The following is a 14,512-nucleotide window of genomic DNA, read 5'->3' as shown; positions in this document are numbered from 1 at the left end:
CTGCATGAAACGGTAACCCGCAATCACGCTTGCAGGAACATACGGGAACTGCTTGGCATGGTATGGCATTTTATGGGAACCGTTTCCCCATTTCCTGGCAGTGGGCATGGCACGGCGAAAATGTAGCTGTATTCGGATCAGCTATTTAGAGGCAACACAAAAGTAGCAGAAGTTCACCTACCCCCTGCGAAGTTGCTGAAGGGCGTTGAAGACAGGACGTCTGCGTAGCTTTCGGGGAAGGGGCGAATGAAAATCGGTGATTTTCGAATAAGCGCGAAACAGGTCTTTTGTATGATGATTTTTCTGAATTAGCCCATGCAATTTTTGCAGAGCCTAATGGGGACACCAGATAGGGCACTGTTGCACCAGTGACCTTCTAAAACATGGATGTTTTAGTAGAGCCTACAAGGATACTTTTTTTAAAGCATAAGTACGGCGTGTCACTGGGGTAACAGTGCTAAAGCCTGCGGCAGGCAATGAGTTGCACCATTACTTTACAGCGATATTGTTGCTAGTTCGCGATGCAAAACGAACCAGCAACATCGGGTGTGGGGTGAAGCCCCACGACTTTGATTTTGAGTTAAAATTCAAACGAAGTTTGAATCAGCTTTTCAAACCGCGTTAGCGTAAGTCCGATCCTGATTACTCTGGATCACTCTCTATTCAGGATCATAGTCAAGCACTGGCGCTAGCCACTTCTCCGTCTCTGCTACTGTCATCCCCTTACGCTTCGCGTAATCCTCCACCTGATCGCGACCAATATTACTCACGCCAAAGTAGCGGGATTTCGGGTGGGCAAAGTACCAGCCCGATACTGCGGCGGTAGGGAACATGGCGTAGCTTTCGGTAATGTTTAAGTCGATGGTTTCATTCGGCTTTAACAGTTCCCACAACAGGCCTTTTTCGGTGTGATCTGGGCAAGCGGGGTAACCCGGTGCAGGGCGAATGCCCTTGTATTTCTCGCGAATTAACGCCTCGTTATCGAGCTGCTCATCGGCGGCATACCCCCAGAATTCCTTACGCACGCGCTCGTGCATCCGCTCGGCAAAGGCTTCGGCTAAACGGTCGGCTAAGCATTTGAGCATAATGGCGTTGTAGTCATCATGATTTGCCTCAAAGCGGGCGATATGCTCATCAATCCCATGTCCTGCGGTGACCGCAAAGCCGCCCATATAGTCGGCAACGCCGCTGTCTTTGGGCGCCACAAAGTCGGCCAGACAGAAGTTATCGTTACCCACACGCTCAAGCTGCATCCGCAGGTGATGGGTGGTCATTTCGACTTCGGTGCGAGTCTCATCTGTGTACAGCTCAATATCATCGAAGCCGACGGTGTTAGCGGGAAACAGCCCAATCACGCCCTTGGCGGTGAGCCACTTTTCTTCGATGATTTTTGTAAGCATCGCCTGACCATCGGCGAACAGCTTTTGCGCCTCAACGCCGACTACTTTGTCGGTTAAGATTTCAGGGTAATGGCCGTGCAGCTCCCACGCGCGGAAGAAGGGCGTCCAGTCGATACGGTCAACTAAATCGGTTAATGGATAATCATCAAATACTTGGCGACCGAGCACGTTAGGTTTGAATGGGGTGTAGTTGGCCCAATCGTGCTGGCAGCGGTTTTCGCGGGCGGCCTCTAGCGAGACGATTTCCTTACGCTTAGCTTGGGATAAACGCTTGGTGCGCATATCGTCATATTCGGCGTAGGTTTCATCGATGGTCGCTTGGCGAGTTTCGTTATTGACCAGTTTGCTGACCATGGGCACGGCGCGGGAGGCGTCGGCAATGTAAATCGCGCCATGGGGATAATGGGGCGCAATCTTCACCGCGGTATGGATTTTCGAGCAGGTTGCGCCGCCGATAATCGCCGGAATGGTGAGCCCTTCACGGTGGAAGGTTTTGACGTTATGCACCATTTCATCAAGGCTTGGGGTAATCAGCCCTGACATGCCGATAATATCGATATTGTGTTCTTTAACCGCCTCAAGAATGCGCTCTACTGACACCATCACGCCTAAATCGAACACTTCAAAGCCATTACAGGCGAGCACCACGCCGACAATATTCTTGCCGATATCGTGCACATCGCCTTTTACGGTCACCATCAAAATCTTACCGTTAGACTGACCTGCAACTTTTTCCTTTTCAATAAACGGATTGAGGTAGGCCACGGCCTTTTTCATCACCCGCGCGGATTTGACCACCTGTGGCAGGAACATTTTACCCGAGCCAAACAGGTCGCCGACGATATTCATACCGTCCATCAGCGGGCCTTCGATCACATCCAGCGGACGGGAGGCAAGCTGGCGAGCCGCTTCAGTATCTTCGTCGATAAATTCGGTGATGCCTTTCACCAGCGCATGGGCTAAACGTTGATTAACTGGCCATGAGCGCCATTCTAAATCTTCCTTTTTGGCGCTACTTGAGCCATCGCCACGGAATTTTTCAGCAATCTCAAGCAATTGCTCGGTATTGCTCGAGCCTTCAACCGGGCAAGGTAGGTTGAGCACCACGTTCTCGACCCGTACTTTAAGCTCTGGGTCGATATCGTCAAAAATCGCTAACTGGCCCGCGTTGACAATCCCCATATCCATGCCGACTTTAATCGCGTGGTACAGGAATACCGCGTGAATCGCCTCACGCACTGGGTTGTTACCGCGGAACGAGAACGACACGTTCGACACCCCGCCCGAAATCATCGCGTGGGGCAGGGTGGCCTTAATTTCTTTAATGGCATCAATAAAATCGACAGCATAGTTATCGTGCTCATCGATACCCGTGGCAATGGCGAAGATATTCGGGTCGAAGATAATATCTTCGGGTGGAAAGCCGACCTTATCGACCAGCACGCGGTAGGCGCGGGTACAGATCTCGACTTTGCGTGCCTTCGTATCGGCTTGGCCTTGCTCGTCGAACGCCATAATAATGGCCGCCGCGCCGTAGCGTTTAACGAGGGTTGCCTGCTCGATAAACTTCTCTTCGCCTTCCTTCAAGGAGATAGAGTTAACAATACCCTTGCCTTGAATACATTTGAGGCCCGCTTCAATCACTTCCCACTTTGAGGAGTCGATCATAATCGGCACGCGGCTGATATCCGGCTCAGAGGCGATAAGATTTAAGAACTTATGCATCACCTCCACGCCATCGAGCATGCCTTCGTCCATGTTGATGTCGATGATCTGCGCGCCGCTTTCTACCTGTTCACGGGCGACATCGAGCGCCTGCTCGAACTTGCCTTCTTTGATCAGTTTTAAGAACTTGGCCGAGCCAGTGACGTTGGTACGTTCACCCACGTTCACAAACAGGGTTTGGGCGTCGATAGTGAGCGGTTCCAAACCCGATAAACGGCAGGCGACGGGGATCTCGGGTAATACCCGTGGCGCAAACGGCTCTACGGCTTCGCGAATGACCTTAATATGCTCGGGCGTGCTACCACAGCAGCCGCCGATAATGTTGAGCATGCCTTCACGGGCCCATTCTTGGATAACGCTGGCCATGTCTTTTGGGGTTTCGTCGTAACCGCCAAACTCGTTTGGTAGACCCGCGTTAGGGTGCGCCGAGACATAACATTCGGCGATGCGTGACAGTTCTTCAACGTAGGGGCGCAGCTCTTTTGGCCCAAGGGCGCAGTTAAGGCCGATAGATAACGGCTTGATATGGCGAAGGGAGTTATAAAAGGCTTCGGTGGTTTGTCCGGTCAGGGTTCGACCCGAGGCATCGGTAATGGTGCCTGAGATCATCACTGGCAAACGCGCTGGCGAATTTGCCCCAAAGAGTTCATCGAACACGGTTTCGATGGCAAATAAGGCGGCCTTAGCGTTTAAGGTATCGAAGATGGTCTCGACCATAATGATATCGGCGCCACCTTCAATCAGCGCGCGGGTCGATTCGCAGTAAGCGGTCACTAACTCATCGAAGTGGATATTGCGATATCCGGGATCGTTAACATCGGGGCTGATAGAGCAAGTGCGGTTAGTGGGTCCTAACACACCGGCGACATAACGAGGTTTCCCTGTGGCTTTTTCGATTTCATCACAGGCCTCACGGGCGAGGCGCGCACCTTCACGGTTAATTTCGGCGGACAGCGACTGCATATCGTAGTCGGCCATGGCGATAGTGGTGGCGTTAAAGGTGTTGGTTTCAATAATATCGGCACCGGCTAATAGGTAGTCGGTGTGAATTTGTTTGATGATGTGTGGCTGCGTGAGCACTAAAAGATCGTTATTGCCCTTAACGTCGGTATGCCAATCCTTGAAACGCTCGCCACGGTAATCGGCTTCTTCTAGCTTGTAGCCTTGGATCATAGTGCCCATGGCGCCGTCTAAAATCAGAATGCGCTTTGACAACTGGTTGCGAATGTCTGCCAGTGTTTGGCTGGCTCGATGGAGAGATATCGCCATAAATGATTACCTTTACTACAGCTAAGTTGAGTCCAAAAATATGCAATTCTGCGGTAAATTGCATTTTATTATTGAATGTCGTTCGTTATGGTTTGGACATTTATACGTATAGACGTCCATAATACGCGACATCGGATTGTCAGGGCAAGGTGAAAGTCATTAGGAGCGAGAATCTAGAATCTAGATCCTAAGATTTTTAAAAGGCATATATGAAACAAGTTCACTTATTACTGTTACGCCATGGGGAATGCGAGGGCGGGGCCATTTTACGTGGCAGAGTCGATGTTCCACTGAGCGAGAAGGGCTGGCGGCAGATGTTGGCAGCAGTCGCTTTGCAGGCCAGAGAATGCCACGGTATTTACAGCTCCACCTCAAGGCGCTGCGCTGAATTTGCCAAGGAGTTGGCGCTGGAGCCGCATTCCAGCTTGTCTGAGAGTTCACATTTAGCTGCGCCAACGCCTTCGTCGCTTGAGGTCAACCTGCTGGAGGATCTACAAGAAATGGATTTTGGCGATTGGGATGGTCGCTTGCTCGATGAGTTATATCAACAGGATGGCGAGCGCATGGCGGCCTATTGGCAAGATCCTTGGGCCGTGTCGCCGCCCAATGGTGAAACGATGGCAAGTTTCGAGGCTCGTATCGATGGCGCAATAGAGCAGATCCTCAATAAAGAGTTTGCCCTGCTGGCGTTGGATGATGGACAGGCCCACGGCGAGTGTAATGCCAATGTACCCACAGCCAATATCTCGGTTCTGACCCACGGCGGGGTGATCCGTCATTTAATGGCAAGAGCATTGGGGGCGGTGAGAACGGTAGGGTTTTACAGTCAACTGACTTTACCGGTTGCCGCGGTGGTGACAATTAATGTACTCGAAGATAAACATGGGACTCGATACTGGCGCTTAGACTGGCCATCGAGCCATGGTGATTGAGATTGAAATCTCATGCTAAATGGGATGATGAACATTTTCTGATTTAAACTGCATTGCCTAATGAGCAAGATATAGGATAATGCTTTTCCCTGACGTTTGAGCGAGATAGCGCATTGTGTTCGCTAAGTTTAAATGTCGCAGAAATAGGTGTTGGGAATTTCGCTTTATCCTGTGCTATTCGCTTAAGGCAATAGTCGTTATAAACGCCGAATCAACCCAAACATAATAGGGAATCGGGGTGCTGCCCGTCAGCCAGCCCGAACTGTACCCGCAACTGTGAGTAGTTAAAAGAAGTGCCTAGAATCTAGAGCCTAGAACCTAGAACCTTCTTTGCTACAAGTCAGGAGACCTGCCTATTTCTGTTTTCGCTGCGTGCAGCCTTAGTTCTCGAGCGGGTGACTCGAGGGAGCAGAAAATGATATTGATTCGTTTCGCCCTGTGGCCCATGGTGCTACTGGGTTTGGGTACAAAATATGCCTGTGGGAGCTGCTTTTAATGAAGCCTTCCACGTCAACAGATGTGCAATCTTCGGCGGTGCTAGCTAATGTGGCACTCAATGTCAGCCAATTGAGTTGGACCATCGAAGGCAAAACCATTCTTTCAGGGATTAACTTTGCCCTACAACGAGGTGAAATGCTGGGATTAATCGGCCCTAACGGTGCGGGTAAATCCAGTTTACTGCGTTGTATATATCGTTTTATTCGCCCAACTCTGGGGCAAATCAGTTTGTTTTCGCAGGACATTAACGAGCTTTCGCCCAAGGCATTTGCCTGCAAAGTAGCTGTGGTGCAGCAGGATACGCCGCACTATTTTGATATGACCACAGAGCAACTCGTTGCTATGGGGCTCACGCCCCACAAAGGTATGTTCGATACTAATTCCAGCGGTGATAGTGAAAAAATTATCAAGGCGCTTGAAAAGGTAGGTCTTAGCCATAAGCGCTATCAGCAATATGAGCGGCTCTCCGGTGGCGAGAAACAACGGGCACTGATTGCCCGCGCTATCGTGCAACAACCTCAGTTACTGATTTTAGATGAACCCACAAACCACCTCGATGTGCGCTACCAAATACAAATTTTGGAGTTGGTTCGAAGCCTTGGCATTAGTGTCATTGCCTCTATTCATGATCTGAATTTAGCAAGTGCCCTGTGTGATAGTTTGCTGCTACTGGATAAGGGGCAAGTGAGCGCTATGGGCACGCCGAGTGAGGTATTAACAGAGGAGCGCATTGCCCAAGTTTTTGGTGTTTGCGCTCAAGTGATGCCCCATCCACAACATGCCAATCCTTTAATTAATTACTTTTATGGTTATCAAAAATCACCGACGGATGATGTGGTTGTATCCGCTCCCCATAACATCAACGGGGAGATAAACACGCCATGATTGACACGTTTAAGCTGATAATAATGAATCTTTTAACCCATATTTTAACGCCATTAACCCGCCAGCAATGGCTGATTCTTGGCTTGGTGGGTTTTGCCCTGCTGACCCCGATTGCGGCCGCCAGTTTTGGCGCGGCAAATATCAGCTTTTTAGATGTGCTGCATGTGTTTATTAAACTATTCAATCAATTTTTCGCCAACGACGATGCGTCAACTGCCGCCTCGATGACGGAGCGGATTGTGATGGAATTAAGGTTGCCACGGATATTGCTCGCGTTTGTGGCGGGGGCGGGGCTGTCTTTAGCGGGCAGTGTGCTGCAAACCGTAACGCGCAATCCGCTTGCTGACCCTTATTTATTTGGCATTAGTTCAGGAGCCTCCTTTGGCGCTGTGGTGATGCTGACCTTGTTTACTGGCTCCGGTCTATTCGGTAATGCGGGCGTTATTGCCAATTCGGGGATTTTTAGTGGCTCGGGAATGTTTGCTGGGCTCCTGTGGTTTAGTTTGCCTTTCGGCGCTTTTATTGGTGCCAGTTTATCCGTTCTTATTGTTCTCGCCTTGTCAGGGCTTGGGCTCAACAGCCAAGTTGAGCGCATGCTGCTCTCTGGGGTGGCAACATCGTTTATGTTTGGCGCATTAACCAGCTTGCTGTTGTATTTTGCCAGCCCGCAGGCCACGGCATCAGTGCTTTTTTGGAGTTTGGGCAGTTTTGCTAAGGCCAGTTGGCCGCTCTTAATTTTGCCATCCATCGTTGTATTGGTGAGTTTTTTTATCATCCTCGGTTGGAAGCGGCAGATTATGGCCCTGCAGGCGGGGGATGAAACGGCCCACACCTTAGGGGTGAATGTACCTAAATTACGCCTCAATATGTTATTGCTCTGCTCGCTAATTACCGCCGTTTTAGTGGCGACCTGTGGTGGCATAGGTTTTGTTGGATTAATGATCCCCCATACGGTGCGCTTGTTATTTCCCGGGCGTCAGCCAATTTTGCTCACCGCGTTAGTGGGCGGCTTGTTTATGGTGTGGATTGATGTGCTCGCGAGATGTTTGCTGGGCAATCAAGAACTGCCCGTTGGGATTATCACCGCCTCGATAGGCAGTTTTTTCTTTTTGCTGATTTTGCGTCGGCGCAACTAATTGAACTCGCGTTTTTCGCAGAGGATTAGCTAATTTAGTACTAAGTGCGTATGGAAAATAGCCGCTGTATGCGTCGTAGTTGTTATCGAACGAGTTATTGAAATCGAACGAGTTATTGAAATCGAATTAGTCACTGGAGTGTGAATGTCTCAATCAAGCCTGTCATTTCAAATCGAGCCTGTGAGTAAAGCGCAGGATCAGGTTATTCAACAAAAAATCGATCTTAAAACCAAGCCGCCAGGTGCCTTGGGACAACTCGAATCCTTAGCATTACAAATTGCTCGCATTCAAGGGCCACAACAATTGCAGATAGTCAAACCGACCATGTTGGTGTTTGCAGGGGATCACGGCATTGCCGCTGAAGGGGTTTCGATTGCCCCAAGTGAAGTTACCCACCAAATGGTGCAAAACTTTGCCCACGGCGGCGCGGCCATTAATGTGTTTTGTCGCCAATTAGGTTTTACGCTTGAAGTGATCGATTGCGGTATTTTGACACCCGTTGAGGGGCTAGAAGGGATTATCGATCAACGTCTTGGCGCGGGTACTGCTGCTATTCATTTGGAACCCGCCATGCCTTTAACGAGTGTGGATAAGGGCTTTGATATGGCGCGGGAGCTTATTGAGCGTCACCATCAAGCGGGCTGTAATCTGGTTGCGTTTGGTGAAATGGGGATTGGCAACACGTCCTCTGCCGCGGCAATTATGGCGGCGATTATGCAGCTCGATGTGGCTGACTGTGTGGGGCGCGGTACAGGCATTAATAGCGACACTTTAGCGCGTAAGTTAACCTTGGTAGAGTTGGCGTTGCTATCGCATCAAAGTGCGCTTAGTGGGCCAAAACAAGTGCTTGCTTGTCTTGGCGGGTTTGAAATTGTGCAAATGACGGGTGCCATGCTGGCTGCTGCTGAGCGCAAGATGTTGGTGGTTGTGGATGGTTTTATTGCGACAGCCGCCGCATTAGTGGCGGTGACGATCAATGCTAATGTACGGGATTATCTGATTTTCGCCCATTGCTCCGAGGAGCAAGGCCATCAACGTATGTTGGAATATTTGCAAGCTAAACCCTTGTTATCTTTGGGGCTTAGATTAGGTGAAGGCACGGGTGCAGCCTTAGCATTGCCGTTAATTCAAGCCGCAGTAAATTTTTACAATCAAATGGCGAGTTTTAGTGATGCAGGGATTGAGGCTGTTGTATGATGTGCCTGCTAACTTATTTAAAATAATAACGTTTAGCCAATCGTTTTAACTTTAAACCCTGCAGCAAGTGTGTATTCACTAAGGATGCTTTATGTCAGAACGCGAAAGCTGGCACAAAGAGATAGATTTATTTTTTGTGGCCATGGGCTATTTTACCCGTATTCCTATGCCCAAATGGGTCGAAGTCGATGCCGATAAACTCAATAAAGCCAGTCGTTACTTTGGTTTAGTGGGCTTACTGGTGGGACTGTTAAGCGCCATCGTTTTTTGGCTGACTCAAAATTGGTTACCCGCTGGGGTGTCTGTATTGCTGTCGATGTTAACGGGCGTACTGTTAACGGGCGGTTTCCACGAAGATGGGTTAGCCGATACCTTCGATGGGTTTGGTGGCGGTTGGACGGCTGAAGACAAGCTGCGCATTATGAAGGATTCGCGCCTTGGTAGTTATGGTGCTTTGGCCTTGATTATTGTCTTGATGCTTAAATGGCAATTATTGGTGGAATTAGCGCTTTATGACCCTGTAGTTGCTGGTTCGGCGATGATTGTCGCCCATACTGTGAGTCGAGTCGTGGCCGCGAGCCTTATTTTCACCGAAAAATATGTGCGCGACGATGAGTCCAGTAAATCTAAGCCGTTAGCGCAGCACCAAGGCATTAATGAACTGTTTATTTTGATCGCCAGTGGTGTGTTAGTGCTGTTGGTGTTAAAGGGGATTGCTGCACTGTCGCTGTTGTTGATTATGATCGGATTGCGCCGTTTGATCGTGGTGATCTTTAGACGTCAAATTGGCGGCTATACAGGCGATACCTTAGGCGCTGCGCAGCAAATTTGTGAAATTGTGTGTTACTTCGTGCTGCTCGTTGTAGGTAGCATTCTGTGATCCATTTAGTGCTGGGCGGCGCTCGCAGCGGTAAGAGCCGTTACGGTGAAACCTTAGTACGCCAGTATACGGCTTTAGGATTCGATGCCTGCTACGTCGCAACCGCGCAGGCACTCGATGCTGAAATGGTCAGTCGGATCCGTTTGCATCAAGATGGTCGTGCCCAGGACGATATCGACTGGCAGTTGATTGAAGAACCCTTGGCATTAACCGCCAAGCTTAAGCATTTAGCTAAGCCGGGGCGGGTGATTATGGTGGATTGCTTAACGCTTTGGTTAACCAATCAATTACTTGCTGTCCACCCACAGGCTGAGCCAGCTTCGACCGAATCAGATTTTGCTCTAGCGGTTGCGACATCATCTCAACACGATGTGTTAGCCCACTGGCGACAGGCAAAAACGGATTTTGTCAGTGCGTTAAATACACTTGAAGGTGTGGTGATTTTAATCAGTAATGAAGTAGGCTCAGGCATTGTGCCCTTGGGGGAACTGAGTCGCCAATTTGTGGATGAAGCTGGCTGGTTAAACCAAGATGTTGCTGCGGTTGCGGATAATGTGACCTTAGTGGTGGCGGGTTTACCACTGACGCTTAAATGAGCTGGTGCATTTAAATCAAGTTGTGAATGTTATTTTGAGCCGCTTTCGCGTTTAGTTCGTATAAAAAGAAGCGCCTTTTATCTTATTTTCTGTATTGAGTGATGTCCTTGCCCATGCATTCACATAACGTTGCAGATCCCACGGCAACCAATCAAACGTCAACCGCTAGTTTGCCTCAAACACCGTCCCAAGGCGCCAAAGTATTAATGGTGCAGGGCACCACCTCAGATGCGGGTAAAAGTACGTTGGTGGCGGGAATTTGCCGATTGCTAGCCCGTCAGGGTGTCAACGTCGCGCCTTTTAAACCACAGAATATGGCGCTTAATAGTGCTGTGACTGTTGATGGTGGCGAGATTGGCCGCGCACAGGCGCTGCAAGCCGCGGCCTGTTATTTAGCGCCACATACTGATTTTAATCCGATTTTACTCAAACCCAGTTCAGATACGGGCGCCCAAATTATTGTGCAGGGTAAAGCGTTAACGACACTCGAAGCCTCGGCTTTTTTTGGAGAAAAATCGAAAGATTATAAAACCATGGCCCTTAATGCTGTGCTGGACTCCTTTGAACGCCTAGGTCAGCAATATCACACCATAGTGGTTGAAGGGGCGGGGAGCCCAGCTGAAATCAACCTGCGTGCAGGGGATATTGCCAATATGGGTTTTGCTGAAGCGGTTGACTGCCCGGTGATTATTATTGCCGATATCGATAAAGGCGGCGTCTTTGCCCATTTGGTCGGGACCTTGGCGTTGTTATCCGAGTCAGAACAGGCGCGGGTAAAGGGTTTTGTGATCAATCGCTTTCGCGGTGATATCAGCCTGTTGCAGCCTGGTATTGATTGGCTTGAGGCGTATACGCAAAAGCCAGTATTAGGCGTGCTGCCCTATTTGCATGATTTGCACTTAGATGCCGAGGATGCGCTCACTGACTCGCCAACTAAGCAGGCCAAGAGTCGTTTTAAAGTGCGAGTGCTGGTATATCCACGCACCAGCAATCACACGGATGTTGATCCGCTCAGGCTTCATCCCGATATCGATTTTGATTATGTGTCACTCCAGACGCAAGCCTTAGCTCAGACGCCGGAGATCGCCGCCGATCTACTTATTTTACCCGGCAGTAAGAATGTCCGAGCCGATCTGACTTTTTTGCGGGAGCAAGGCTGGGATAAGCAAATTGCTAAGCATTTACGCTACGGCGGTAAAGTGCTGGGAATTTGCGGTGGTTATCAAATGCTGGGTGAGCGCATTGCCGATCCGTTAGGGATTGAAGATGTGCTCGGGACTAGCCAAGGGTTGGGTTATTTACCCATAACCACCGAATTTAAAGCCGAAAAGCAGTTACGTAGCGTCGCAGGTGAGTTGAGATTGTTAGGGCAGACTGTGGCGGTCAAAGGTTATGAGATCCACTGCGGTGAGTCCCAATATCTCACCTCCAGTGATGCCGCCAAGGGCGCACCATTACGCTTGAACAATGAGCTAACTTCCGATGAACAGGCGGAAAAGTCTTTTGCTGACGGCTGCTTAAGTGAGGACGGGCAAGTACTAGGCACTTATTTACACGGGCTATTCGACAGCCCTGAGGCGTGCCAGTTAATTCTGCGCTGGGCGGGATTAGAAGACGCACAAGCAATTGATATCAATGAAATTCGCGAACAACAGTTGAATCGTTTGGCTGATGTGCTAGCCGAACATCTAGATTTACCACAATTACAGGCAATCTTAACCGCATCAGTTAAGCCGTAGGATGAATACCAAACCATGACAACAGCAAACGATAATAACCAAGAACAATTAAAGGCTGAACGCCACAAAGCGCGCCAACAAAAACTCAAAGCGGGAGTCGATGCAAAAATTGCCGCCGCTCAGGATGAAAAGGGTATTTTGTTAGTCTTAACGGGTAATGGCAAAGGTAAGTCAACCTCTGGTTTTGGCACGGTTGCCCGCGCGGTGGGCCATGGCAAAAAAGCGGCGGTAGTGCAATTTATCAAGGGCACTTGGGAATGCGGCGAGCGTAATCTACTTGAAGGCGCTGGCGTTAGTTTTCATGTGATGGGTACAGGCTTTACTTGGGAAACTCAAGATAAAGAAAAGGATACCGCAGCCGCCCTGGTCGCTTGGGAAGCTGCCGAAGCTTTACTGCAAGACGAGAGCATTGATTGCGTGATGCTCGATGAGCTGACCTATATGGTCAGTTATCACTATCTTGATGTCGAGCGGGTACTGACTGCACTTAAAAACCGTCCACCCATGCAGCATGTGATTATCACTGGCCGCGCCTGCCACCGCGCGATTATTGAGCTTGCTGATACCGTGAGCGAGGTTCAACCCATTAAACATGCCTTTGAGGCCGGAATAAAAGCACAGCCTGGATTTGATTATTAAGCAGAGCGTGTGTCGCTATAGCCATAAAGCGATGTTTTTTATATCCACATTGGACAGTGATAAAATGGCGGCCATGCCGCCAACGGTCACTGTTGCAACAATGCCATCTTAACGACTATTGAACTGTTCATCAGGCTAAAAGCTTTTGCCCCAAAACAAGTCGGCTGAATCGGATATTGCGATATATGCATTGCCACTGTTTCCCCAGTGACACGCCGTGAATATATCCCTATAGGCTCGACGACGGCATCCATGCCGCCATCGGTCACTGTTGCAACAATGGCAATTTTAATGACCATTGAACTGTTCATCTGGCTAAAAGCTTTTGTCCCAAAGCTGGCTAGCATTCATTTAGTGAATTGAAAAATAACGAATTAATTGCCCTACAAAATCTCATCTATTTACCCAATGTTTGGCCCTACCGTAAAGCGACTAATAATATATGGGTATAATGTCGTATTTAAATTTAGATGCTTTTGAGTGTTTTTAAACTCATTAGTTTGCGCGTTTATCCAGCCTAAAATTTATAAAACCCTTAAAAATCATCCGCATAAGCTTTCCCAAAATTAGTTAATAGGTTTGGAAAACGCGCATGCGCGTTTTTCCGGATGGTGTATTAGATAAAAAGCTGATAAGTTCTTTGCAATACAAGCAGTTAATGATGTGCGTTTTTACTGGTCTAATGAGGTAAACGCGCATGCGCACTAATAAAATGTTAGTTGTTTTATGAGGAAGTATTGAATGCAGTGGATATCTGCTTATAGTCGTTTGTTCAGTATGTTGGATAAAACAGATTCACCCGCTTACCACAGCGGCTCAGCCTTCATTAAAGTTGTTCAACAGTTTGATCGTGGCTTACCAGGTTATTCGCTCTACATTGAAGAAAGGAACCGGTTGAAACAGAGTACAACTCGTCGAGATTTTTACTGGGACATTCTCAAAAATCTCGATGAATCAACACGGTTCGAAGTATTTCGTGCCTTTATAGATATTGTCGAGCCACATTGTCCAACTGAAGCTCAAGATCTTCGAGCATATATGTTTGGTAACGGTAACCCTGTTCCCAAAGCTACTATTCCCAATCATCAGTGGAGTTCTGATAAACTCAATTCGACACTGTCTAAAATTGACAATGCAATAGATACGGCAAACTACAACAATGCAATGACTTTGGCATATACGTGTCTGGAGGGGTTGTATAAATCCTATGTTCAGAAACATGTTCCGGCTAGCAGCAATGTCACTGACTTGATACCGTTGTCCAAGTTGGTTCGAACAGACATTGATTCAAAGCTCTCAGCAGTAGGTAGTTATCCGGTTCAAATGGTGACAAGCATTTCTACACTTACCAGTGCAATTGCAAACTCTAGAAATAGCTTTAGTGATTCACACTTTGATCATGATGCTAATAAATGGCTAGCTATCTATAGTCGAGATTTGGTTAACTCTATTGGACGTTTGTTATTGCATTTTCTGTGAGCCAAACAACTAACAAATAAGGATAGGCCGCGCGTAGCCGCGACCTTATCCCAAGTGTTGAACAAGCCCGATGCTGGTTGTTGACACTTTATTATGCAAATAGCGGATTGAGAATGTGTACTGGCGAAGGTCTTATT

At 48.6% G+C, this 14,512-nt stretch carries 11 protein-coding genes, 1 pseudogene and 1 riboswitch; of the genes and pseudogenes, 10 read left to right on the top strand and 2 right to left on the bottom strand.

Annotation, left to right across the window (positions count from 1 at the left end; translation table 11 throughout):
• Positions 1–126, top strand: a pseudogene (locus IEY09_RS19775) (IS630 family transposase); the annotation flags it as partial.
• A 533-nt stretch (positions 127–659) separates the two neighbouring features.
• Here IEY09_RS19775 and metH read toward each other — a convergent pair.
• Positions 660–4,394, bottom strand: a complete 3,735-nt coding sequence (gene metH / locus IEY09_RS19770) for a methionine synthase (RefSeq protein WP_188872363.1) — start codon at positions 4,392–4,394, stop codon at positions 660–662.
• Between the two features lie 209 nt (positions 4,395–4,603).
• Here metH and IEY09_RS19765 point away from each other — a divergent pair, with 209 nt between their 5' ends.
• From IEY09_RS19765 to cobO, 8 genes are all read left to right on the top strand, one after another.
• Positions 4,604–5,326 carry a histidine phosphatase family protein gene (locus tag IEY09_RS19765; RefSeq protein WP_188872361.1) on the top strand — a complete coding sequence of 241 codons (723 nt, stop codon included), beginning with the start codon at positions 4,604–4,606 and terminating at the stop codon, positions 5,324–5,326.
• A 175-nt stretch (positions 5,327–5,501) separates the two neighbouring features.
• Positions 5,502–5,697, top strand: a riboswitch (cobalamin riboswitch).
• Between the two features lie 124 nt (positions 5,698–5,821).
• Entirely contained in the window at positions 5,822–6,709 is an 888-nt protein-coding gene (locus tag IEY09_RS19760) for an ABC transporter ATP-binding protein (RefSeq protein WP_037414795.1), read from the top strand.
• Positions 6,706–7,845: a FecCD family ABC transporter permease gene (locus tag IEY09_RS19755; RefSeq protein WP_188872359.1), complete on the top strand. Its 1,140-nt coding sequence runs from the start codon at positions 6,706–6,708 to the stop codon at positions 7,843–7,845. The genes IEY09_RS19760 and IEY09_RS19755 overlap by 4 nt, the downstream gene beginning before the upstream one ends.
• A gap of 144 nt (positions 7,846–7,989) precedes the next feature.
• Positions 7,990–9,042, top strand: coding sequence for a nicotinate-nucleotide--dimethylbenzimidazole phosphoribosyltransferase (cobT, locus tag IEY09_RS19750; RefSeq protein WP_037414788.1), 1,053 nt, complete (start codon positions 7,990–7,992; stop codon positions 9,040–9,042).
• Positions 9,043–9,133: 91 nt separating this feature from the next.
• Complete coding sequence (locus IEY09_RS19745) at positions 9,134–9,922, top strand: adenosylcobinamide-GDP ribazoletransferase (protein ID WP_037414785.1); 789 nt, start codon at positions 9,134–9,136, stop codon at positions 9,920–9,922.
• A complete protein-coding gene (cobU, locus tag IEY09_RS19740) occupies positions 9,919–10,518 on the top strand; it encodes a bifunctional adenosylcobinamide kinase/adenosylcobinamide-phosphate guanylyltransferase (protein WP_047538322.1) in 600 nt (199 codons plus the stop codon). The genes IEY09_RS19745 and cobU overlap by 4 nt, the downstream gene beginning before the upstream one ends.
• A gap of 113 nt (positions 10,519–10,631) precedes the next feature.
• Entirely contained in the window at positions 10,632–12,257 is a 1,626-nt protein-coding gene (locus tag IEY09_RS19735) for a cobyric acid synthase (RefSeq protein WP_188872356.1), read from the top strand.
• A gap of 15 nt (positions 12,258–12,272) precedes the next feature.
• On the top strand, positions 12,273–12,896 hold the full coding sequence (gene cobO, locus IEY09_RS19730; protein WP_069453400.1) for a cob(I)yrinic acid a,c-diamide adenosyltransferase: 624 nt from the start codon (positions 12,273–12,275) through the stop codon (positions 12,894–12,896).
• Between the two features lie 86 nt (positions 12,897–12,982).
• Here cobO and IEY09_RS19725 read toward each other — a convergent pair whose 3' ends face one another.
• On the bottom strand, positions 12,983–13,195 hold the full coding sequence (locus IEY09_RS19725) for a hypothetical protein (protein ID WP_229778053.1): 213 nt from the start codon (positions 13,193–13,195) through the stop codon (positions 12,983–12,985).
• A 442-nt stretch (positions 13,196–13,637) separates the two neighbouring features.
• On the opposite strand from IEY09_RS19725, the gene IEY09_RS19720 reads away from it, so the two are divergent.
• Positions 13,638–14,375 (top strand): hypothetical protein, encoded by a 738-nt coding sequence (locus tag IEY09_RS19720; RefSeq protein WP_037413854.1) that lies wholly within the window; start codon positions 13,638–13,640, stop codon positions 14,373–14,375.
• Positions 14,376–14,512: the final 137 nt, after the last annotated feature.

This window comes from Shewanella xiamenensis, from assembly GCF_014647135.1.
GTDB classification, from domain to species: domain Bacteria; phylum Pseudomonadota; class Gammaproteobacteria; order Enterobacterales; family Shewanellaceae; genus Shewanella; species Shewanella xiamenensis.
The sequence above is the reverse complement of the archived record's forward strand: the minus strand, read 5'-3'. Positions and strand labels throughout refer to the sequence as shown.

Bases quoted from the DNA above. Each gene is read 5' to 3' on its own strand.
- metH (WP_188872363.1), bottom strand. From the start codon at position 4,394: ATGGCGATATCTCTCCATCGAGCCAGCCAAACACTGGCAGACATTCGC.
- IEY09_RS19765 (WP_188872361.1), top strand. From the start codon at position 4,604: ATGAAACAAGTTCACTTATTACTGTTACGCCATGGGGAATGCGAGGGC.
- IEY09_RS19760 (WP_037414795.1), top strand. From the start codon at position 5,822: ATGAAGCCTTCCACGTCAACAGATGTGCAATCTTCGGCGGTGCTAGCT.
- IEY09_RS19755 (WP_188872359.1), top strand. From the start codon at position 6,706: ATGATTGACACGTTTAAGCTGATAATAATGAATCTTTTAACCCATATT.
- cobT (WP_037414788.1), top strand. From the start codon at position 7,990: ATGTCTCAATCAAGCCTGTCATTTCAAATCGAGCCTGTGAGTAAAGCG.
- IEY09_RS19745 (WP_037414785.1), top strand. From the start codon at position 9,134: ATGTCAGAACGCGAAAGCTGGCACAAAGAGATAGATTTATTTTTTGTG.
- IEY09_RS19735 (WP_188872356.1), top strand. From the start codon at position 10,632: ATGCATTCACATAACGTTGCAGATCCCACGGCAACCAATCAAACGTCA.
- cobO (WP_069453400.1), top strand. From the start codon at position 12,273: ATGACAACAGCAAACGATAATAACCAAGAACAATTAAAGGCTGAACGC.
- IEY09_RS19725 (WP_229778053.1), bottom strand. From the start codon at position 13,195: ATGGTCATTAAAATTGCCATTGTTGCAACAGTGACCGATGGCGGCATG.
- IEY09_RS19720 (WP_037413854.1), top strand. From the start codon at position 13,638: ATGCAGTGGATATCTGCTTATAGTCGTTTGTTCAGTATGTTGGATAAA.